Origin of the sequence: Cellulomonas bogoriensis 69B4 = DSM 16987 (assembly GCF_000767165.1) — a bacterium.
GTDB lineage: Bacteria > Actinomycetota > Actinomycetes > Actinomycetales > Cellulomonadaceae > Actinotalea > Actinotalea bogoriensis.
In genome coordinates this window covers 13691-28170 of sequence record NZ_AXCZ01000020.1, presented here as the reverse complement: position 1 = coordinate 28170, position 14480 = coordinate 13691, and the positions used below count along the sequence as shown (strand labels likewise).

The following is a 14480-nucleotide window of genomic DNA, read 5'->3' as shown; positions in this document are numbered from 1 at the left end:
ACCCCGCCGCGGTCGAGGTCGGGGCGGACGTCCTCGCCGACGGCGGCACGGCCGTGGACGCCGCGGTCGCCGTCGCGCTCGCGGTCAGCGTCGTCGAGCCCTTCGCCTCCGGGATCGGTGGTGGCGGGTCGGCGATCGTCGTCCCGCCGGGGGAGGACCCGCGCTGGTACGACTACCGGGAGGTCGTCCCTGCCGGGGGCATCCCGTCCGACGACTACGGTGTCCCCGGGATGCTCGCCGGGCTGGGCCGGTTGCACGAGGACCACGGTGCCCTTCCCTGGGAGCGCCTGGTCGAGCCGGCGGTCGCGCTCGCCAGGGACGGCCACCCGACCTCGGCGATGCTCGCCGAGCTGCTGCGCGCACCCCTGGGCGAGCAGGCGACCACGGGCGACGAGGTGTTCCGGCCGGGTGGTGCGCCCCTGGCCGCCGGCGACCCGCTGGTCCAGCCGGCACTGGCCAGGGCGTTAGAGGTGGTGGCACGCCAGGGCCCCGAGGCCTTCTACGACGGCGCCCTCGCCGAGTCCCTGACCGCGGGCGCGCCCGGGCTGGACCGCGACTCCCTGGCGTCCTACGACCTGCAGGTGTCCCGCGCCCCGTCCGGTCAGGTGGGCGGCCACCAGGTGGTGAGCGCCGCGCCTGCGCTGCCGGGTGTGGCGCTGATCCAGATGCTCCAGATCGCCGAGGCGCTCGGGGTCGGCGCCGTCGAGCCGGGGTCCGCCGACTACGTCCACCAGCTCGCGGCCGCGTGGGACCAGGCGGCCGTGACGGTGGAGACCCAGCTCGGGGACCCGGACTTCGTGGACGTGCCCGTCGAGACGATCGTCGACGCCGAGGCCAACCGTGCCCTGGCCGAGGCGCTCGCGAGCGGCGCGGCGCAGACGTCGTCGGGGGCGTTGCCCGAGGTCGGCGAGACCACGCACGTGACGATCGTCGACGGTGAGGGCCTGGTCGTCTCGATGACGAACACGCTCACGAACTTCTGGGGCTCGGGCCGCATGGTCGACGGGTACTTCCTCAACAACCAGATGGTGCGGTTCTCGGTGGGCGCCGGTGGTAGCAACACCCCGGAGCCGGGGCGCAGGTCGGTCAGCTGGGGGATGCCGACGGTGGTGCTCGACGACGTGGGCCGCCCGGTGCTGGGGATCGGCTCGCCCGGTGGCATCCGCATCCCTGCGGTGCTGGGGGACGTGCTGGTGCGGTGGCTGCTGCACGGCCAGGACCTCCAGGAGGCCGTGAGCGCGCCCCGGTTCTCCGGCCTGGACGGGGAGATCCAGTTCGAGGAGCTCCCGGGCGGTGGCGTGAGCAGCGAGCTGGGGGCGCGTGGGTGGGCGGTCAGCGGCCCGGTCCCGGCGAACCTGTACGTGTTCGGGTCGGTCCAGGCGGTGGCGGTGGACTGGGCCGAGGGCACCGTGGAGGTCGCCGTCGACCACCGGCGGGAGGCCGACGCGGTGGTCGTCCCGGTCCCGGAGTGACCGGTCGGGACGACCACCTCCGTGGGCTCAGGCCTGCGGTGGCCGGGTCATCGCCTGCACGTCGAGCAGCTCGTCGAGCTGGCTCTCGGTGACCTCGCCGCGCTCGACGAACCCGAGGTCGTGCACCGCCTGACGCACGGTGACCTGGTGGGCGACGGCGTGCTTGGCGACCTTCGCCGCTGACTCGTAGCCGATCACCTTGTTCAGCGGGGTCACGATCGACGGCGAGGACTCGGCGTAGGCGCGGGCCCGCTCGGTGTTCGCGACGATGCCCGTCACGGTCCGGTCGGCGAGCACGCGGGAGGCGTTGCCCAGCAGGCGCACCGACTCCAGGACGCCCTGGGCGATGACGGGGATCTGCACGTTGAGCTCGAACGTGCCGCTCGCCCCGGCCCACGCGACCGTGGCGTCGTTGCCGACCACCCGTGCGGCCACCATGAGCACGGCCTCGGGGATCACCGGGTTGACCTTGCCCGGCATGATCGAGGACCCGGGCTGAAGGTCCGGCAGGGCGATCTCGGCCAGACCGGTGTTGGGGCCGGAGCCCATCCACCGCAGGTCGTTGCAGATCTTGGTGAGGCTCACCGCGATCGTCCGCAGCGCACCGGAGAGCTCCACGAGCCCGTCGCGCGCGCTCTGCGCCTCGAAGTGGTCCCTGGCCTCGGTGATCGGCAGGCCGGTCTCCTCGCGCAGGAGCTCGATCACGCGGGCCGAGAACCCGGCCGGGGTGTTGATCCCGGTGCCCACCGCCGTGCCGCCGAGGGGCACCTCGGCGGCACGGGGGAGTGCGGCCTGGAGTCGTTCGATCCCGTACCGGATCGCTGCGGCGTAGCCACCGAACTCCTGCCCCAGGGTGACGGGGGTGGCATCCATCAGGTGGGTCCGGCCGGACTTCACGACGTCCGCGAGCTCGGTCGCCTTGGCCTCCAGGGCGCCGGCGAGGTGCTCGAGCGCCGGGACGAGGTCGGTGACGACCCCGGCGGTGGCAGCCACGTGCACGGAGGTGGGGAACACGTCGTTGGAGGACTGCGAGGCGTTGACGTGGTCGTTCGGGTGCACCTCGCGCCCGAGCCTCCGGGTGGCCAGGGTGGCGAGCACCTCGTTGGTGTTCATGTTCGAGGAGGTCCCGGACCCGGTCTGGAACACGTCCACCGGGAAGTGCGCGTCGTGGGTGCCTGAGGCGACCTCGTCAGCCGCCCAGGCGATCGCGTCGGCGACGTCGCGGGGCAGCACCCCGAGCTCGGCGTTGGCGAGCGCGGCGGCCTTCTTGACCCGGGCCAGCGCCTGGATGTGCCCCCGCTCCAGCGGTGTGCCCGAGATGGGGAAGTTCTGCACGGCGCGCTGGGTCTGCGCCCGGTACAGGGCATGGGCCGGGACCCTGACCTCACCCATCGTGTCGTGCTCGATGCGGTACTCGTCGTGGGCGGCGTCGGCCGCGACGGGGCTGCTCTGCTCAGTCATGGGACCATCCTCGCACCGGTGGGCGGGCTACTGACCCAGGTCGCCCTCGTGCTCCACGAGCCGCACCCGTCCCTCGGCCAGCGCGTACTCGAGGCCGACGATCGCGCAGCGCCCCTCGGTGATCGCGGACTCCAGGACGGCTGAGTACCCACGGAGCATGCGCACGGTGTGCCGGACGTGGTCGCGCTTGAGGGTCTCGGGGTCCGGGGGCATCGGGCGTCGTCGGGATCCGGCCGCCGGTCCCTCGTCGGTACCGGCATCAGGGAGGTGCACCACCGAGGGGATCACCCGGTCGACGACGGCCCTGACGAACCCGGGGGGCATCTCACCGGTGGTGAGTGCGTTCGCGGCGGCGGCGACCGCGCCGCACGAGTCGTGGCCGAGCACGATCACCAGGGGCGCGCCCAGCACGGCGACCCCGTACTCGATGGATCCGACGACCGTCGTGTCCACGACGTGCCCGGCGGTCCGGACGACGAACAGGTCGCCCAGTCCTCGGTCGAAGATGATCTCGGCCGCCACGCGCGAGTCCGAGCACCCGAACACCACGGCGAAGGGGTGCTGGGCGCCCCTGGTCTCCGCGCGGCGGTCGGCGTTCTGGGAGGGGTGCTCCATGGTGCCGGAGACGAAGCGCTCGTTGCCTGCGAGGAGCTCGGCCCAGGCCTGTGCGGGTGTCGTGACGTGCGGCATGGTCACGATCATCACATCTGCGCGCGGTGGGTGGCAGCGGGAGGAATCATGAACGGCAGCGCCGGGGCCCTGATCTTTAGCGGTACAGGCCCTGGTGTTGCGTGGACCTTGCGGGGGCCGCTCCTCAGTCGGTGCCGAGCTCGTCCCGCGTGGGTGGGTTCGCGCCGGGGCGCGACACCGTGACCGCGGCGATCTCGGCGCACCGTCGCAGCACCCCGCGCAGCACCTCTGCGTCCACGGCGTGCAGGGCGGTGCGTTGAGCTGCGCCCAGCAGCCCGGCGGACCACAGGCCGTCGACCAGGCCGCTCATGAACGAGTCGCCGGCGCCGACGGTGTCGGCGATCTCGACGGGTTCGGCCGCCACGTCCACCACGTGGCCCGCCGAGGTGACCGCTGTGGCGCCCTCCCCGCCTCGGGTGACGATCACGACCGCGGGACCTGAGGCGGCCCACCGCCGGGCGATCTCCAGCGGGTCGGCACCGGGCTGGAGCCAGGCGAGGTCCTCGTCGCTGACCTTGACCACGTCCACGGCGCCGACGAGCTCCTCGACCACCGGTCGGGTCACCTCGGCCTCCGGCATCAGCGACGGGCGCAGGTTGGGGTCGTAGGTCAGGGTCGCGGACTCACGGTGCGCGGCGAGGATGTGTGCCACGTCGCGCCCGCCCGGCTCCAGGACGGCCGCGATCGATCCGGTGTGCACCACCAGCGGGGGCGCGGCGGGTGAGGCCCACCGCTCGGCGACCTCCCAGGTGACGTCGAACTCGTACCGGGCGATCCCGGCGTCGTCGAGCGTCGCTGTGGCCGTCGAGGTGCGCGGTGCGCTCTCGCTGCCCCGGACGACGTCCACGCCGTTGCCCGTCAGGTGCGCCGTGACCCGCGTCCCGTGCTCGTCCCGGCCCAGCCAGGTCAGCAGGGCGACGCGGCGTCCCAGCCGCGCCAGCCCCAGAGCGACGTTCGCGGGGCTGCCGCCCGGGTGCTCGGCGACGGTCCCGTCCGGTGCCCGGACGACGTCGACCAGGGCCTCGCCGACCACGAGGGCGCCCCGCTCGGACTGGTCGATGACCGCCTCGGTCCGCGGCTCGGTAGCCGGGTCCAGGTGGCCCTCCGCCACGGCCGTCCCGGTGGTGCCCGACGGCGGGTCCAGGTGCCCCGGCGTGGGCGGCCCGTCGGGTGCCTCGAACGGCTCCTCGGGCTCGGTGGTGCGGTCCTCCGGTCGTGCCATCACCCGTCCTCGTCCTCGGTCCGGTCCTCGGTCGCCCCGGCGGTCTGTGCGGGGCCCTGCTCCTCGACGACGCGACGGTCGAGTCGTTCGCGTGCACCGTCGAGGCACTCCTGGCACCGCGCGGCCAGCTGCTCGCCCCGTTCCCACAGCGCGAGAGAGGCCTCGAGGGTCTCACCTCCGGCCTCGAGCCGCCCGACGACCGCGACGAGCTCGTCGCGGGCCTGCTCGTAGCTGAGGGACTGCACGGGCGCGCCGTCGGCGGTGGTGGTGCGGCCTGCGGGTGTGTCCACTGGTCTCCTCGTGACGTGCGGGGCGTCGGGGCGGCGCCGGTGCGGTAGGACGTCAGGTCGTGGTCGCGGGAAGTGCCTCGGCGGCGATCTCACCGCGCGCGACACGGATCCTCAGCCGCTCCCCGCCGGGCACGTCGTCGGCGTCGTGGACGACCGTACCGTCGGGTCGTTGCACGACCGAGTACCCGCGCTCGAGGGTGGCGGCCGGGCTCAGGGCCCGGACCTGCGCGGCCAGGGCACCGACCTCGACCTGACCCGCGTGCACCCGCCGCTCCAGTGCCCGGTCCCGTCGCCCGTGCAGGTGGTGGACCTCCTCCTGGCGCCGGTCGATCATGGTCGTCGGACGGGCGAGGACGGGACGGCTGCGCAGGGCCTCCAACCGTTCGCCCTCACGCGTGAGGCGGCGGGTGAGGGCCGCGACCATCCGCGTGCGGGCCTGGGTGAGCTGGGCGCGCTCCTGGGCGACGTCGGGGACGATCCGCTTGGCCGCGTCCGTCGGGGTCGACGCCCGGTGGTCGGCCACCAGGTCCAGCAACGGGCAGTCGGTCTCGTGCCCGATCGCGCTGACCAACGGGGTGCGGCAGGCGGCGGCGGCACGCACGAGCGCCTCGTTGCTGAACGGCAGCAGGTCCTCGACCGAGCCCCCACCACGCGCGACGACCACGACCTCGACCCGCGGGTCGGCGTCCAGCTCCGCGATCGCGGCGCTGACCTGGGTGACGGCCTGCGCGCCCTGGACGGCCACCTCACGGATCTCGAACTCGACCTGGGGCCAGCGCGCGCGGGCGTTGACCACCACGTCGTGCTCGGCCTTGGACTCCCGGCCGCACACCAGACCCACCACGGCGGGCAGGAACGGCAGGGGGACCTTCCGGTCGGCGTCGAACAGCCCCTCGGCCGCGAGCACCCGGCGCAGGTGCTCGATGCGCGCCAGCAGCTCTCCCAGCCCGACCGCACGGATCTCCTGCGCCTGCATCTGCAGGGTCCCGCGCTTGGACCAGTACGTGGGGGTGACGTGCACCACCACGTGCGCGCCCTCGGTGATGTCGGTGCTCGCCTGCCCCAGGACCCTGGTGTGCACCGAGACCGGGACGGACACGTCGGTGTCGGTGTCGCGGAGGGTGAGGAACGCGATCGCCGCACCGGGACGACGGTTCAACTGCACGACCTGCCCCTCGACCCACACGCTCGGCATGCGCTGGACGTACTCGGCGATCTTGGCCGACAGGTGCCGCACGGGCCAGGGGCGGCCCGCGGTCGTGTCGAGCGCGCGGGCCGGCAGGGTGCTCGGCGGGGTGGTCACGGGGCCAGCCTGCCACCCACCGCCCACAGCGACGTCGCCCACCGGGTGGTCGCCGCCGGGCGGGTCCGTAGACTGACGTGGTGAACCCCTCTGCCGCCCCCGCCCCCAAGCGTGTGCTCCTCGCGGCCCCGCGCGGCTACTGCGCCGGTGTGGACCGGGCCGTCGTCGCGGTCGAGAAGGCCCTGGACCACTACGGCGCACCGGTGTACGTGCGCAAGGAGATCGTCCACAACAAGCACGTCGTCGAGACCCTGGCGGCCCGCGGTGCGGTGTTCGTGGAAGAGACCGACGAGGTCCCCGAGGGCGCCCGAGTGGTGTTCTCCGCCCACGGGGTCTCCCCGGCGGTGCGGGCGTCGGCCGTCGAGCGGTCCCTGCAGACGATCGACGCGACGTGCCCCCTGGTGACGAAGGTCCACAAGGAGGCCGTGCGGTTCGCCTCGGACGACTTCGACATCCTGCTCATCGGGCACGACGGGCACGAGGAGGTCGAGGGAACGGCCGGTGAGGCGCCGGACCACATCCAGGTCGTGAACTCCCCGGCCGAAGTCGACCGCGTGGTCGTCCGCGACCCCGAGAAGGTCGTCTGGTTGTCGCAGACCACGTTGTCGGTGGACGAGACGATGGAGACCGTACGGCGCCTGCGCGAGAAGTTCCCCTCGCTGCAGGACCCACCCAGCGACGACATCTGCTATGCGACCCAGAACCGGCAGGTCGCGGTCAAGAAGCTCGCACCCTCCTGCGACCTGGTCGTGGTCGTCGGCTCGGCGAACTCCTCGAACTCGGTGCGCCTGGTCGAGGTCGCCCTCGATGCGGGCGCCACCGCCTCGTACCGGATCGACCGCGCCGCCGAGATGGACCCGGCGTGGCTGGACGGTGTGCGGACCGTCGGGGTGACGTCCGGCGCCTCGGTCCCGGAGATCCTCGTCCGGGACGTCCTCGACACCCTCGCCGCGCACGGGTTCGACACGGTGGAGGAGGTGCGCACCGCCACCGAGGACTTGATGTTCTCGTTGCCCCGTGAGCTGCGCGCGGACCTCAAGGCCGCCGGCGCCGCCCCCGCCCGGGGTGGTCGCCGCTCGCTGACCGTCGAGCCCGTCTGAGGACCGCCCGGGCGCCGGCGCCTACAGGTCCGCCACCACCTCCAGCTCCGGCGCCTGCGGGCGCCGGGCCGCGCGGTCGATCTGCGCGGGGGCGGGCAGCTCCTCGTCGGTGACCCGCAGCTCGGTCAACCGCCGGGCGCTGACCAGCACCCGCGACTCCAGGGAGCTCACCGCCTCGTTGTAGGCCCGAACCGCCCCGTCCAGCTGTCTGCCGACCTTGCCCACGTGACCGCCCAGGGTCGAGAGCCGGGCGTGCAGCTCCCGCCCCAGGCTCAGGACCTGCTGGGCGTTGGCGGCCAGTGCCTCCTGGCGCCACGCGTACCCCACCGTCCGCAGCAGCGCCACCAGTGTCATCGGGGTGGCCAGCACCACGTGGCGCTCCATCGCGTACTCCTGCAGGCCGGGGTCGACCTCGAGCGCCGCGTGCAGGAACGCCTCGGCGGGCACGAACATCACCACGAACTCGGGGGCAGGGTCGAACTGCTCCCAGTACCGCTTGGACGCCAGGTCGTCCACGTGCCGGCGCAGGTGACGGGCGTGCGCGGCCATGCGCTCGCGGCGCACCTGCTCCTCGGTGGCCTGCACGGCCTCCAGGTAGCCCAGGAACGCGACCTTCGCGTCGAGCACCACCTGCTTGCCCCCGGCCAGGCGCACCACCATGTCGGGCCGCTGCACCCCGTCGTCGGTGCGGGCCGAGGCCTGCTCGACGAAGTCCACCTGGTCCACCATCCCGGCGGCCTCCACGACCCGGCGCAGCTGCAGCTCCCCCCACCGTCCCCGCACCTGGGAGGACCGCAGCGCGGTGACCAGCTGGCCGGTCTCCTGCCGCAGCAGCTCCGACACCTCGTGCATGGCCCGCAGCTGGGCGCCGAGCGCCGCGTTGCTCGAGGCGCGTGCCTGCTCGGCGGACGTCACCTCGGCACGGACCTGGTCCAGCACCCGTGACAGCGGCTCCACCACGGACCGCACCGCCTGCTCGCGCTGCGCGAGCGTGGACTCGTGCTGCTGGGAGGTGGCCCGAAGCCGCTGCTCGGCCAGGCCCAGGAACTGCTCGTTGTTCGCGGCCAGTGCCTCTGCCGCCAACGACCGGAACTGGTCGGAGTACCGACGGTGGTCGGCCTGCAGCGCCGCGACCCGCTCGGCTCCCAGCCGTCGCTCGGCATCCAGCCCGGCACGCGCCTCGGCCACGCGCACGTCGGCCGTGCGCACCCGTGCAGCCGCACGTTGCGTGGCCAGCGACCACCCCAGCGCCGCACCGACGAGCACCCCTGTCACGAGCAGAACGATCTCCATGCCCCGCACCATGCCAGGCACGTCCGACACCGGCGGGCACCCGTATCCTCGGCGGGTGAGCGATGACGGACACCCCGCCCTGCAGGTCCGCGGGCTGGTCAAGGCCTTCGGCCCCAAGGTCGCTGTCGGTGGCGTCGACCTGACCGTCCCCGCGGGCTCCTTCTACGGCCTGGTGGGCCCCAACGGTGCGGGCAAGACCACGACGCTGTCCATGGCCACGGGTCTGCTGCGCCCCGACCACGGGCAGGTCCTGGTCCACGGACGCGACCTGTGGGCCGAGCCCCTGGCCGTCAAGGCGACCCTCGGGGTGCTCCCCGACGGGGTGCGCCTGTTCGACCGCCTCACCGGACGCCAGCTGATCACCTATGCGGGCCTCCTGCAGGGCCTGGACCGGTCGGTGGTGGCCCAGCGGGTCGAGGACCTGCTCGGCGCCCTCGGCCTCGTCGAGGACGCCGCCACCCTGGTGGTCGACTACTCCGCCGGCATGACCAAGAAGGCCGCCCTCGCCTGCGCCCTGGTGCATGCGCCCCGCCTGGTCGTCCTGGACGAGCCGTTCGAGTCCGTCGACCCGGTCTCCGCGGCGAACATCCGGCAGATCCTCGCCGGGTACGTGGCCTCCGGGGGGACCGTCGTGGTGTCCTCGCACGTCATGGACCTCGTGGAACGCATGTGCGACCACGTGGCCGTGATCGCCGCGGGCCGCGTCCTCGCCGCCGGCACCGTCGAGGAGGTCCGCGCCGGCCAGAGCCTGGAGGACCGCTTCGTGGCGCTCGTGGGCGGTCGCGCCACGGGGGAGGAGCTCGCATGGTTGCGCACCTCGTCCGACTGAAGCTCACCCTCCTGGCGAACGGGCTGCGCCGCAGCGTCTGGCAGGCCATCGGCCTGGTCGTCGTCGGCCTCTACGCCCTCGGTGCGGTCGCGGCGGTGCTGCTCGGCCTCGTCGGCCTGGGCTTCGCCGACGTCGCGCTCCGCCACGACGTCCTGGTGGTGGGCGGGTCGGTCCTGGTCCTCGGGTGGTGGCTGGTGCCCCTGGTGGCCTTCGGTGCCGACGCCACCCTGGACCCGGTCCGGTTCGTGACCTTCGCCGTGCCCCGACGCGACATGGTCCTGGGTCTCACCCTCGCCGCCCTCGTGGGGGTCCCCGGGGTGTTCACCGTCCTGGTGGCTCTCGGCAGCGGCGTGGCCTGGTGGTCCGCTCCAGCGGCCGTGCCGGTGGCCCTGCTCGGGGCGCTCCTCGGGGTCCTGGTGTGCGTGCTCGGGTCGCGGGCCCTGTCCACCGCCATGGCGACCGTGGTGGGACGCCGACGCTTCCGTGAGGTGGCGATCGCCCTGGGCATCGTCCCGGTCTTCCTCCTCGGCCCGATCCTGCAGGTGCTCGGCGCGGGCATCACAAGCCTCGTCGACGTCCTCCCGACCGTCGCCGGGGTCCTGGCGTGGACCCCGGCCGGCGCACCCTGGGCGCTCGCCGGTGACGTGGCCGCGGGCCGGTGGGCGATCGCGGTCCTGCGCCTCCTGGTCGTCCTCACGGCGGTGGCGGCGCTCGCGGCGTGGTGGGGCCGGTCGCTGGACGCCGTGGTGGACCGTCCCGGTCAGACGGCCCCCGCCGGTCCTCGTCGGCGCGGGCTGGGCCTGTTCGACCGGTTCCCGGCCTCGCCGGTGGGCGCGGTGGCTGCGCGGTGCGCGACGTACTGGCTGCGTGACCCCAGGTACGCGATCTCGGTGGTGCTGGTGCCGTTGACCCCGGTGCTGCTGTGGTTCGTGGCCGGTGGTCAGGCGAACAGCCTCATGCTGGTGCTCGGCCCGGTGACGGGCTACCTGCTGGGTTGGACCATCTCGGCGGACGTCGCGTACGACAGCACCGCGTTCTGGGCGCACGTCGCGGCCCCGGTACGGGGCCTGGACGACCGGTGGGGCAGGGTGGTGGCGGTGTCGGTGCTGGCGGTCCCGCTGGTGGTCGCGCTGACCGTGCTGTCTGCGTTGCTGACTGACCGGTGGGACCTGCTGGCGCTGCTGCTGGCGGTGTCGTTCGGCGTCCTCGCGGTCGCGGCCGGCGTGGCGAGCGTGGTGTCTGCGCGCGTGGTGTACCCCGTGGCGGCGCCGGGGGAGAACCCCTTCTCGAGCAAGCCGGGCGGGGGGATGGCGGCGTTCGTGTCGCAGGGCGCGGGATCGCTGGTCGTGGGCGGCCTGACGCTGCCGTTCGTGGGGCTCACGGTGGGTGCGGTGGTGACGGGGTCGACGGCCATGGCCGTGGGTGCGGCGGTCGTGGCGGTGGTCGTGGGTGCCGGGGTCCTGGTCGGGGGCGTGCGGTGGGGAGGTCGCGTCATGGACGCGCGGGCCCCGGAGCTGCTCCAGACACTGGTCGCGATGCGCTGAACCGGCCGCCGCGGCCGTAGACTTGCCGCCCGTGGCTCTCACCATCGGTATCGTCGGTCTTCCCAACGTCGGCAAGTCCACCCTCTTCAACGCCCTGACGCGTGCGGGGGTGCTCGCGGCGAACTACCCGTTCGCCACGATCGAGCCGAACATCGGGGTGGTGTCCTTGCCGGACCCGCGCCTGCAGACCCTCGCGGAGATCTTCGGCAGCGAGCGGGTCGTCCCGGCGACGGTGTCGTTCGTGGACATCGCGGGCATCGTCCGTGGCGCGAGCGAGGGCGAGGGCATGGGCAACCAGTTCCTCGCGAACATCCGTGAGGCCGATGCGATCTGCCAGGTGGTGCGCGCCTTCGTCGACGAGGACGTGCACCACGTCGCGGGCAGGGTGGACCCCGCCGACGACCTGGAGACCATCAACACCGAGCTGGTCCTGGCGGACCTGCAGACCGTCGAGCGCGCGATCCCGCGCCTGGAGAAGGAGGTGCGGGGCAAGAAGACCGACCCCGCGGTCCTGACGGCCGCCCAGAAGGCGTACGAGGTCCTGGCCGAGGGCACCACCCTGTTCGCGGCGCAGGACCGGCTGGTCAAGGACGGTGTGGACCCGCAGGCGCTGCGTGAGCTGCAGCTGATGACGTCCAAGCCGTTCATCTACGTGGTGAACACCGACGAGGCCGGGCTGGCCGACGAGGGCCTGCGCGCCAGGATGCGTGAGCTGGTCGCGCCGGCCGAGGCGATCTTCCTGGACGCCAAGCTCGAGTCGGAGCTGGTGGACCTCGACCCTGAGGACGCCGCCGAGATGCTGGCCTCCACCGGGCAGGACGAGGCAGGCCTGGACCAGCTGGCGCGTGTGGGCTTCCAGACCCTGGGGCTGCAGACCTACCTGACGGCCGGCCCCAAGGAGGCGCGCGCCTGGACCATCCGCGCAGGGTGGACCGCACCTCAGGCTGCCGGTGTCATCCACACCGACTTCGAGCGGGGCTTCATCAAGGCCGAGGTCGTCTCCTTCGACGACCTCGTCGAGGCCGGGTCGATCGCCGCTGCGCGCTCGGCCGGCAAGGCCCGTGTCGAGGGCAAGGACTACGTCATGGCCGACGGCGACGTCGTGGAGTTCCGCTTTAACGTCTAGCGTTATTGACGCACCGCGTGACGTCGGTCGGGTGATCAGATCGTTCGGCAAGCTGCGCCAGGTGGGATCCGCGGAGAGGCTCGACGACCTCCGTGTCCCTCCGGGCAACCGCCTCGAGGCGCTCAAGGGCGACCGGGTCGGGCAGCACAGCATCAGGATCAACGACCAGTGGCGGATCTGCTTCAGGTGGACCGACGTCGGACCGGAGGAGGTGGAGATCGTTGACTACCACTGACAAGCTCGCGCCGATCCACCCTGGCGAAGTACTCATGGAGGACTTCATCCAGGGCTTTGGCATCACGCAGAACAAGCTGGCGGTGTCGATCGGCGTGCCGCCCAGGCGCATCAACGAGATCGTGCACCGTAAGCGCGCGATCACAGCCGACACCGCGCTGCGGCTGGCGAAGTACTTCGGGACCTCCGCGCAGTTCTGGTTGAACCTGCAGACGCACGACGACCTGGACCTGGTTGAGGATCGCGTGGTGGGTCAGATCGAGGCGATCACGCCGCTCGAGGTCGCATGAGCCGGAGACGGGTGCCAGAGGTTGACCGGCTACGGGACGTGGTGGAGTTCCGCTTCACGTCTGACCTGCGCCTGATGCGGTGGAGCCCTCAGGCGGTGGGAGGCGTGGCTCGGACTAGGATCGGGCCATGCCGATGCCGACCTCGTCCGAGCTGCGCGACCTGCAGCGCCCCCTGAAGGACCGCTACCGCGAGGACCCTGCCGCCGCGCGCATCCCGGCGCGCGCCGTGGCCCGGGTGAGCACCGACGGGATCAGCGCCGACGTCGACGGCTGGGCCGGCACCACGACCGCAGGGCTGCATCCGGCAGCCGGTGGGGACGGGTCCCTCGCGTGCTCGGCAGACCTGCTGCTCGACGCGGTCGCGGCGTGCGCGGGGGTGACCCTGCGCAGCGTGGCGATCGCGATGGGTGTCGAGCTCCGCGCCGCCACGGTTGACGTCGAGGGCCACTGGGACGCCCGGGGCACGCTCGCAGTGGACCGGACGGTCCCCGTCGGCCTCACCGATGTCACGATCACCTTCCGGCTCGACACGGACGCGGACCAGGCGACCCAGGACAAGCTCGTCCAGCTCGCCGAGCGGTACTGCGTCGTCGCGCAGACGCTCGCATCCGCCCCGCAGCTCTCCGTGCGCCGCGAGGCTCTCGTCGGCACCACCGAGGTCTGACACCGCGGAGGCAGCTGTGGCGTGAGGTCCTCGACGGCCACGTCACGTGCAGACGCCCCGGGCCTGGTGGCCGCGGGGCGTCTGCACGTGGGGTCCTGGGGTGTAGTCAGTCGCGGACGGTGAGGGACTCCGCCACGGAGGAGACGAACTCCAGGCCGGAGTCGCCCGGGCTGGTGATCACGTGGATCGCGACGATGTCGTCACCGACCTTGACCCGGATCTCGCCCTTGCCCACGGGCCCGGACCAGTACTCCTGGTCGTTGATCTCGACGTACTCGCCCTCGGTGCGCTCGCTGAAGCGCACCGAGGCGACGTCGGCGCCGTCCACGTCGGCGACGAACAGCTGCTGGCCCTCGCGCTCCTCCAGCTCTCCGTCCCACTCCGTACCTTCGCCGGCAAGGTGGCGGACCTGGATGTTCGACGACGTCCCCTCCTCGCCGTCGGGGCCCTCGGAGCCCTCGATGGGCGGGCCGACGAGGTTCTGGTCCCCCTCCTCCGACGCGGAGTACGCCTCGAAGCCCTCGGGCTGGACCAGCGTCACCGGCCCGACGCTGATGGGGGCCCCCTCGAGGGGCGCGGCGTCGGGCAGCGACGGGTAGTCCGGGCCGGGGTCGGAGCACGCGGTGAGGGCGAGGGCACCGGCGAGCGCGAGTGCGGTCAGAGGGGCGCGTCGTCGCACCTGCTACCTCCTGGTCGTGGTCACGGCTGGCGTGACTTGGTGTGGGCGAGCCGGGAACCCGGCAAACAGGACGATAGCGGACCGTCGTGGGCGTCGGCCGGGTGTTGTGCACCATTGTCGACGATCGGCTGCTGCTGGGCCCATATGAAGCCTGTCACCCGATCGGGGTCTCACCTGTCGGCATCTGGTGCGTCGATGTGGTAGGACCAGTGGTGCGGGCCGTCGACGACGGTTTCCGTCACGTCTGTGGTCAACGGCGACCGATGGCGGCAGGGGGAAGGGG

15 protein-coding genes are annotated in these 14480 nt (G+C 72.9%); 8 read left to right on the top strand and 7 right to left on the bottom strand.

The genetic code is table 11. The annotated features are described in order from the left end of the window. Nucleotides 1–1472, top strand: a 1472-nt coding sequence (locus N869_RS03760; RefSeq protein WP_035058014.1) for a gamma-glutamyltransferase, incomplete at its 5' end; no start/stop codon positions are given. A 27-nt stretch (nucleotides 1473–1499) separates the two neighbouring features. Here N869_RS03760 and N869_RS03755 read toward each other — a convergent pair. From N869_RS03755 to xseA, 5 genes are all read right to left on the bottom strand, one after another. Continuing rightward, nucleotides 1500–2933: a class II fumarate hydratase gene (locus tag N869_RS03755; RefSeq protein ID WP_035058012.1), complete on the bottom strand. Its 1434-nt coding sequence runs from the start codon at nucleotides 2931–2933 to the stop codon at nucleotides 1500–1502. Between the two features lie 27 nt (nucleotides 2934–2960). Next, the gene (locus tag N869_RS03750; protein ID WP_035058062.1) at nucleotides 2961–3623 is read right to left on the bottom strand and encodes a carbonic anhydrase; all 663 of its coding nucleotides are present in this window, start codon (nucleotides 3621–3623) and stop codon (nucleotides 2961–2963) included. Between the two features lie 124 nt (nucleotides 3624–3747). Next, nucleotides 3748–4845, bottom strand: coding sequence for a carbohydrate kinase family protein (locus N869_RS03745; RefSeq protein WP_084136392.1), 1098 nt, complete (start codon nucleotides 4843–4845; stop codon nucleotides 3748–3750). Beyond that, nucleotides 4845–5135 carry an exodeoxyribonuclease VII small subunit gene (locus tag N869_RS03740; protein ID WP_035058010.1) on the bottom strand — a complete coding sequence of 97 codons (291 nt, stop codon included), beginning with the start codon at nucleotides 5133–5135 and terminating at the stop codon, nucleotides 4845–4847. Before N869_RS03740 ends, N869_RS03745 begins: the two co-directional genes overlap by 1 nt. Nucleotides 5136–5187: 52 nt before the next feature. Next, nucleotides 5188–6438, bottom strand: a complete 1251-nt coding sequence (gene xseA / locus N869_RS03735) for an exodeoxyribonuclease VII large subunit (RefSeq protein ID WP_035058057.1) — start codon at nucleotides 6436–6438, stop codon at nucleotides 5188–5190. An 80-nt stretch (nucleotides 6439–6518) separates the two neighbouring features. Here xseA and N869_RS03730 point away from each other — a divergent pair, with 80 nt between their 5' ends. After that, nucleotides 6519–7538, top strand: coding sequence for a 4-hydroxy-3-methylbut-2-enyl diphosphate reductase (locus N869_RS03730; RefSeq protein ID WP_035058053.1), 1020 nt, complete (start codon nucleotides 6519–6521; stop codon nucleotides 7536–7538). A gap of 21 nt (nucleotides 7539–7559) precedes the next feature. Here N869_RS03730 and N869_RS03725 read toward each other — a convergent pair whose 3' ends face one another. Continuing rightward, the gene (locus tag N869_RS03725) at nucleotides 7560–8831 is read right to left on the bottom strand and encodes a DNA recombination protein RmuC (protein WP_084136393.1); all 1272 of its coding nucleotides are present in this window, start codon (nucleotides 8829–8831) and stop codon (nucleotides 7560–7562) included. Between N869_RS03725 and N869_RS03720 the strand changes: the two genes are divergently transcribed. The 6 genes from N869_RS03720 to N869_RS03695 all read left to right on the top strand — a co-directional run bounded on the left by N869_RS03720 (nucleotide 8830) and on the right by N869_RS03695 (nucleotide 13518). Beyond that, nucleotides 8830–9660: an ABC transporter ATP-binding protein gene (locus N869_RS03720; protein WP_084136390.1), complete on the top strand. Its 831-nt coding sequence runs from the start codon at nucleotides 8830–8832 to the stop codon at nucleotides 9658–9660. The genes N869_RS03725 and N869_RS03720 overlap by 2 nt on opposite strands. Further along, the gene (locus N869_RS03715) at nucleotides 9636–11204 is read left to right on the top strand and encodes a hypothetical protein (RefSeq protein WP_035058008.1); all 1569 of its coding nucleotides are present in this window, start codon (nucleotides 9636–9638) and stop codon (nucleotides 11202–11204) included. Before N869_RS03720 ends, N869_RS03715 begins: the two co-directional genes overlap by 25 nt. Before the next feature lie 31 nt (nucleotides 11205–11235). Next, nucleotides 11236–12330, top strand: a complete 1095-nt coding sequence (gene ychF / locus N869_RS03710; RefSeq protein WP_035058006.1) for a redox-regulated ATPase YchF — start codon at nucleotides 11236–11238, stop codon at nucleotides 12328–12330. A 31-nt stretch (nucleotides 12331–12361) separates the two neighbouring features. After that, nucleotides 12362–12565, top strand: a complete 204-nt coding sequence (locus tag N869_RS03705) for a type II toxin-antitoxin system RelE/ParE family toxin (protein WP_269545859.1) — start codon at nucleotides 12362–12364, stop codon at nucleotides 12563–12565. Further along, entirely contained in the window at nucleotides 12552–12854 is a 303-nt protein-coding gene (locus tag N869_RS03700) for a HigA family addiction module antitoxin (protein ID WP_035058004.1), read from the top strand. The genes N869_RS03705 and N869_RS03700 overlap by 14 nt, the downstream gene beginning before the upstream one ends. A 127-nt stretch (nucleotides 12855–12981) precedes the next feature. After that, complete coding sequence (locus N869_RS03695; RefSeq protein ID WP_084136389.1) at nucleotides 12982–13518, top strand: OsmC family protein; 537 nt, start codon at nucleotides 12982–12984, stop codon at nucleotides 13516–13518. A gap of 106 nt (nucleotides 13519–13624) precedes the next feature. Here N869_RS03695 and N869_RS03690 read toward each other — a convergent pair whose 3' ends face one another. Further along, entirely contained in the window at nucleotides 13625–14197 is a 573-nt protein-coding gene (locus N869_RS03690) for a hypothetical protein (RefSeq protein WP_035058002.1), read from the bottom strand. Nucleotides 14198–14480 lie beyond the last annotated feature (283 nt).

Bases quoted from the DNA above. Each gene is read 5' to 3' on its own strand.
- N869_RS03750 (WP_035058062.1), bottom strand. From the start codon at position 3,623: ATGCCGCACGTCACGACACCCGCACAGGCCTGGGCCGAGCTCCTCGCA.
- N869_RS03755 (WP_035058012.1), bottom strand. From the start codon at position 2,933: ATGACTGAGCAGAGCAGCCCCGTCGCGGCCGACGCCGCCCACGACGAG.
- N869_RS03745 (WP_084136392.1), bottom strand. From the start codon at position 4,845: ATGGCACGACCGGAGGACCGCACCACCGAGCCCGAGGAGCCGTTCGAG.
- N869_RS03715 (WP_035058008.1), top strand. From the start codon at position 9,636: ATGGTTGCGCACCTCGTCCGACTGAAGCTCACCCTCCTGGCGAACGGG.
- N869_RS03720 (WP_084136390.1), top strand. From the start codon at position 8,830: ATGCCCCGCACCATGCCAGGCACGTCCGACACCGGCGGGCACCCGTAT.
- N869_RS03695 (WP_084136389.1), top strand. From the start codon at position 12,982: ATGCCGATGCCGACCTCGTCCGAGCTGCGCGACCTGCAGCGCCCCCTG.
- N869_RS03725 (WP_084136393.1), bottom strand. From the start codon at position 8,831: ATGGAGATCGTTCTGCTCGTGACAGGGGTGCTCGTCGGTGCGGCGCTG.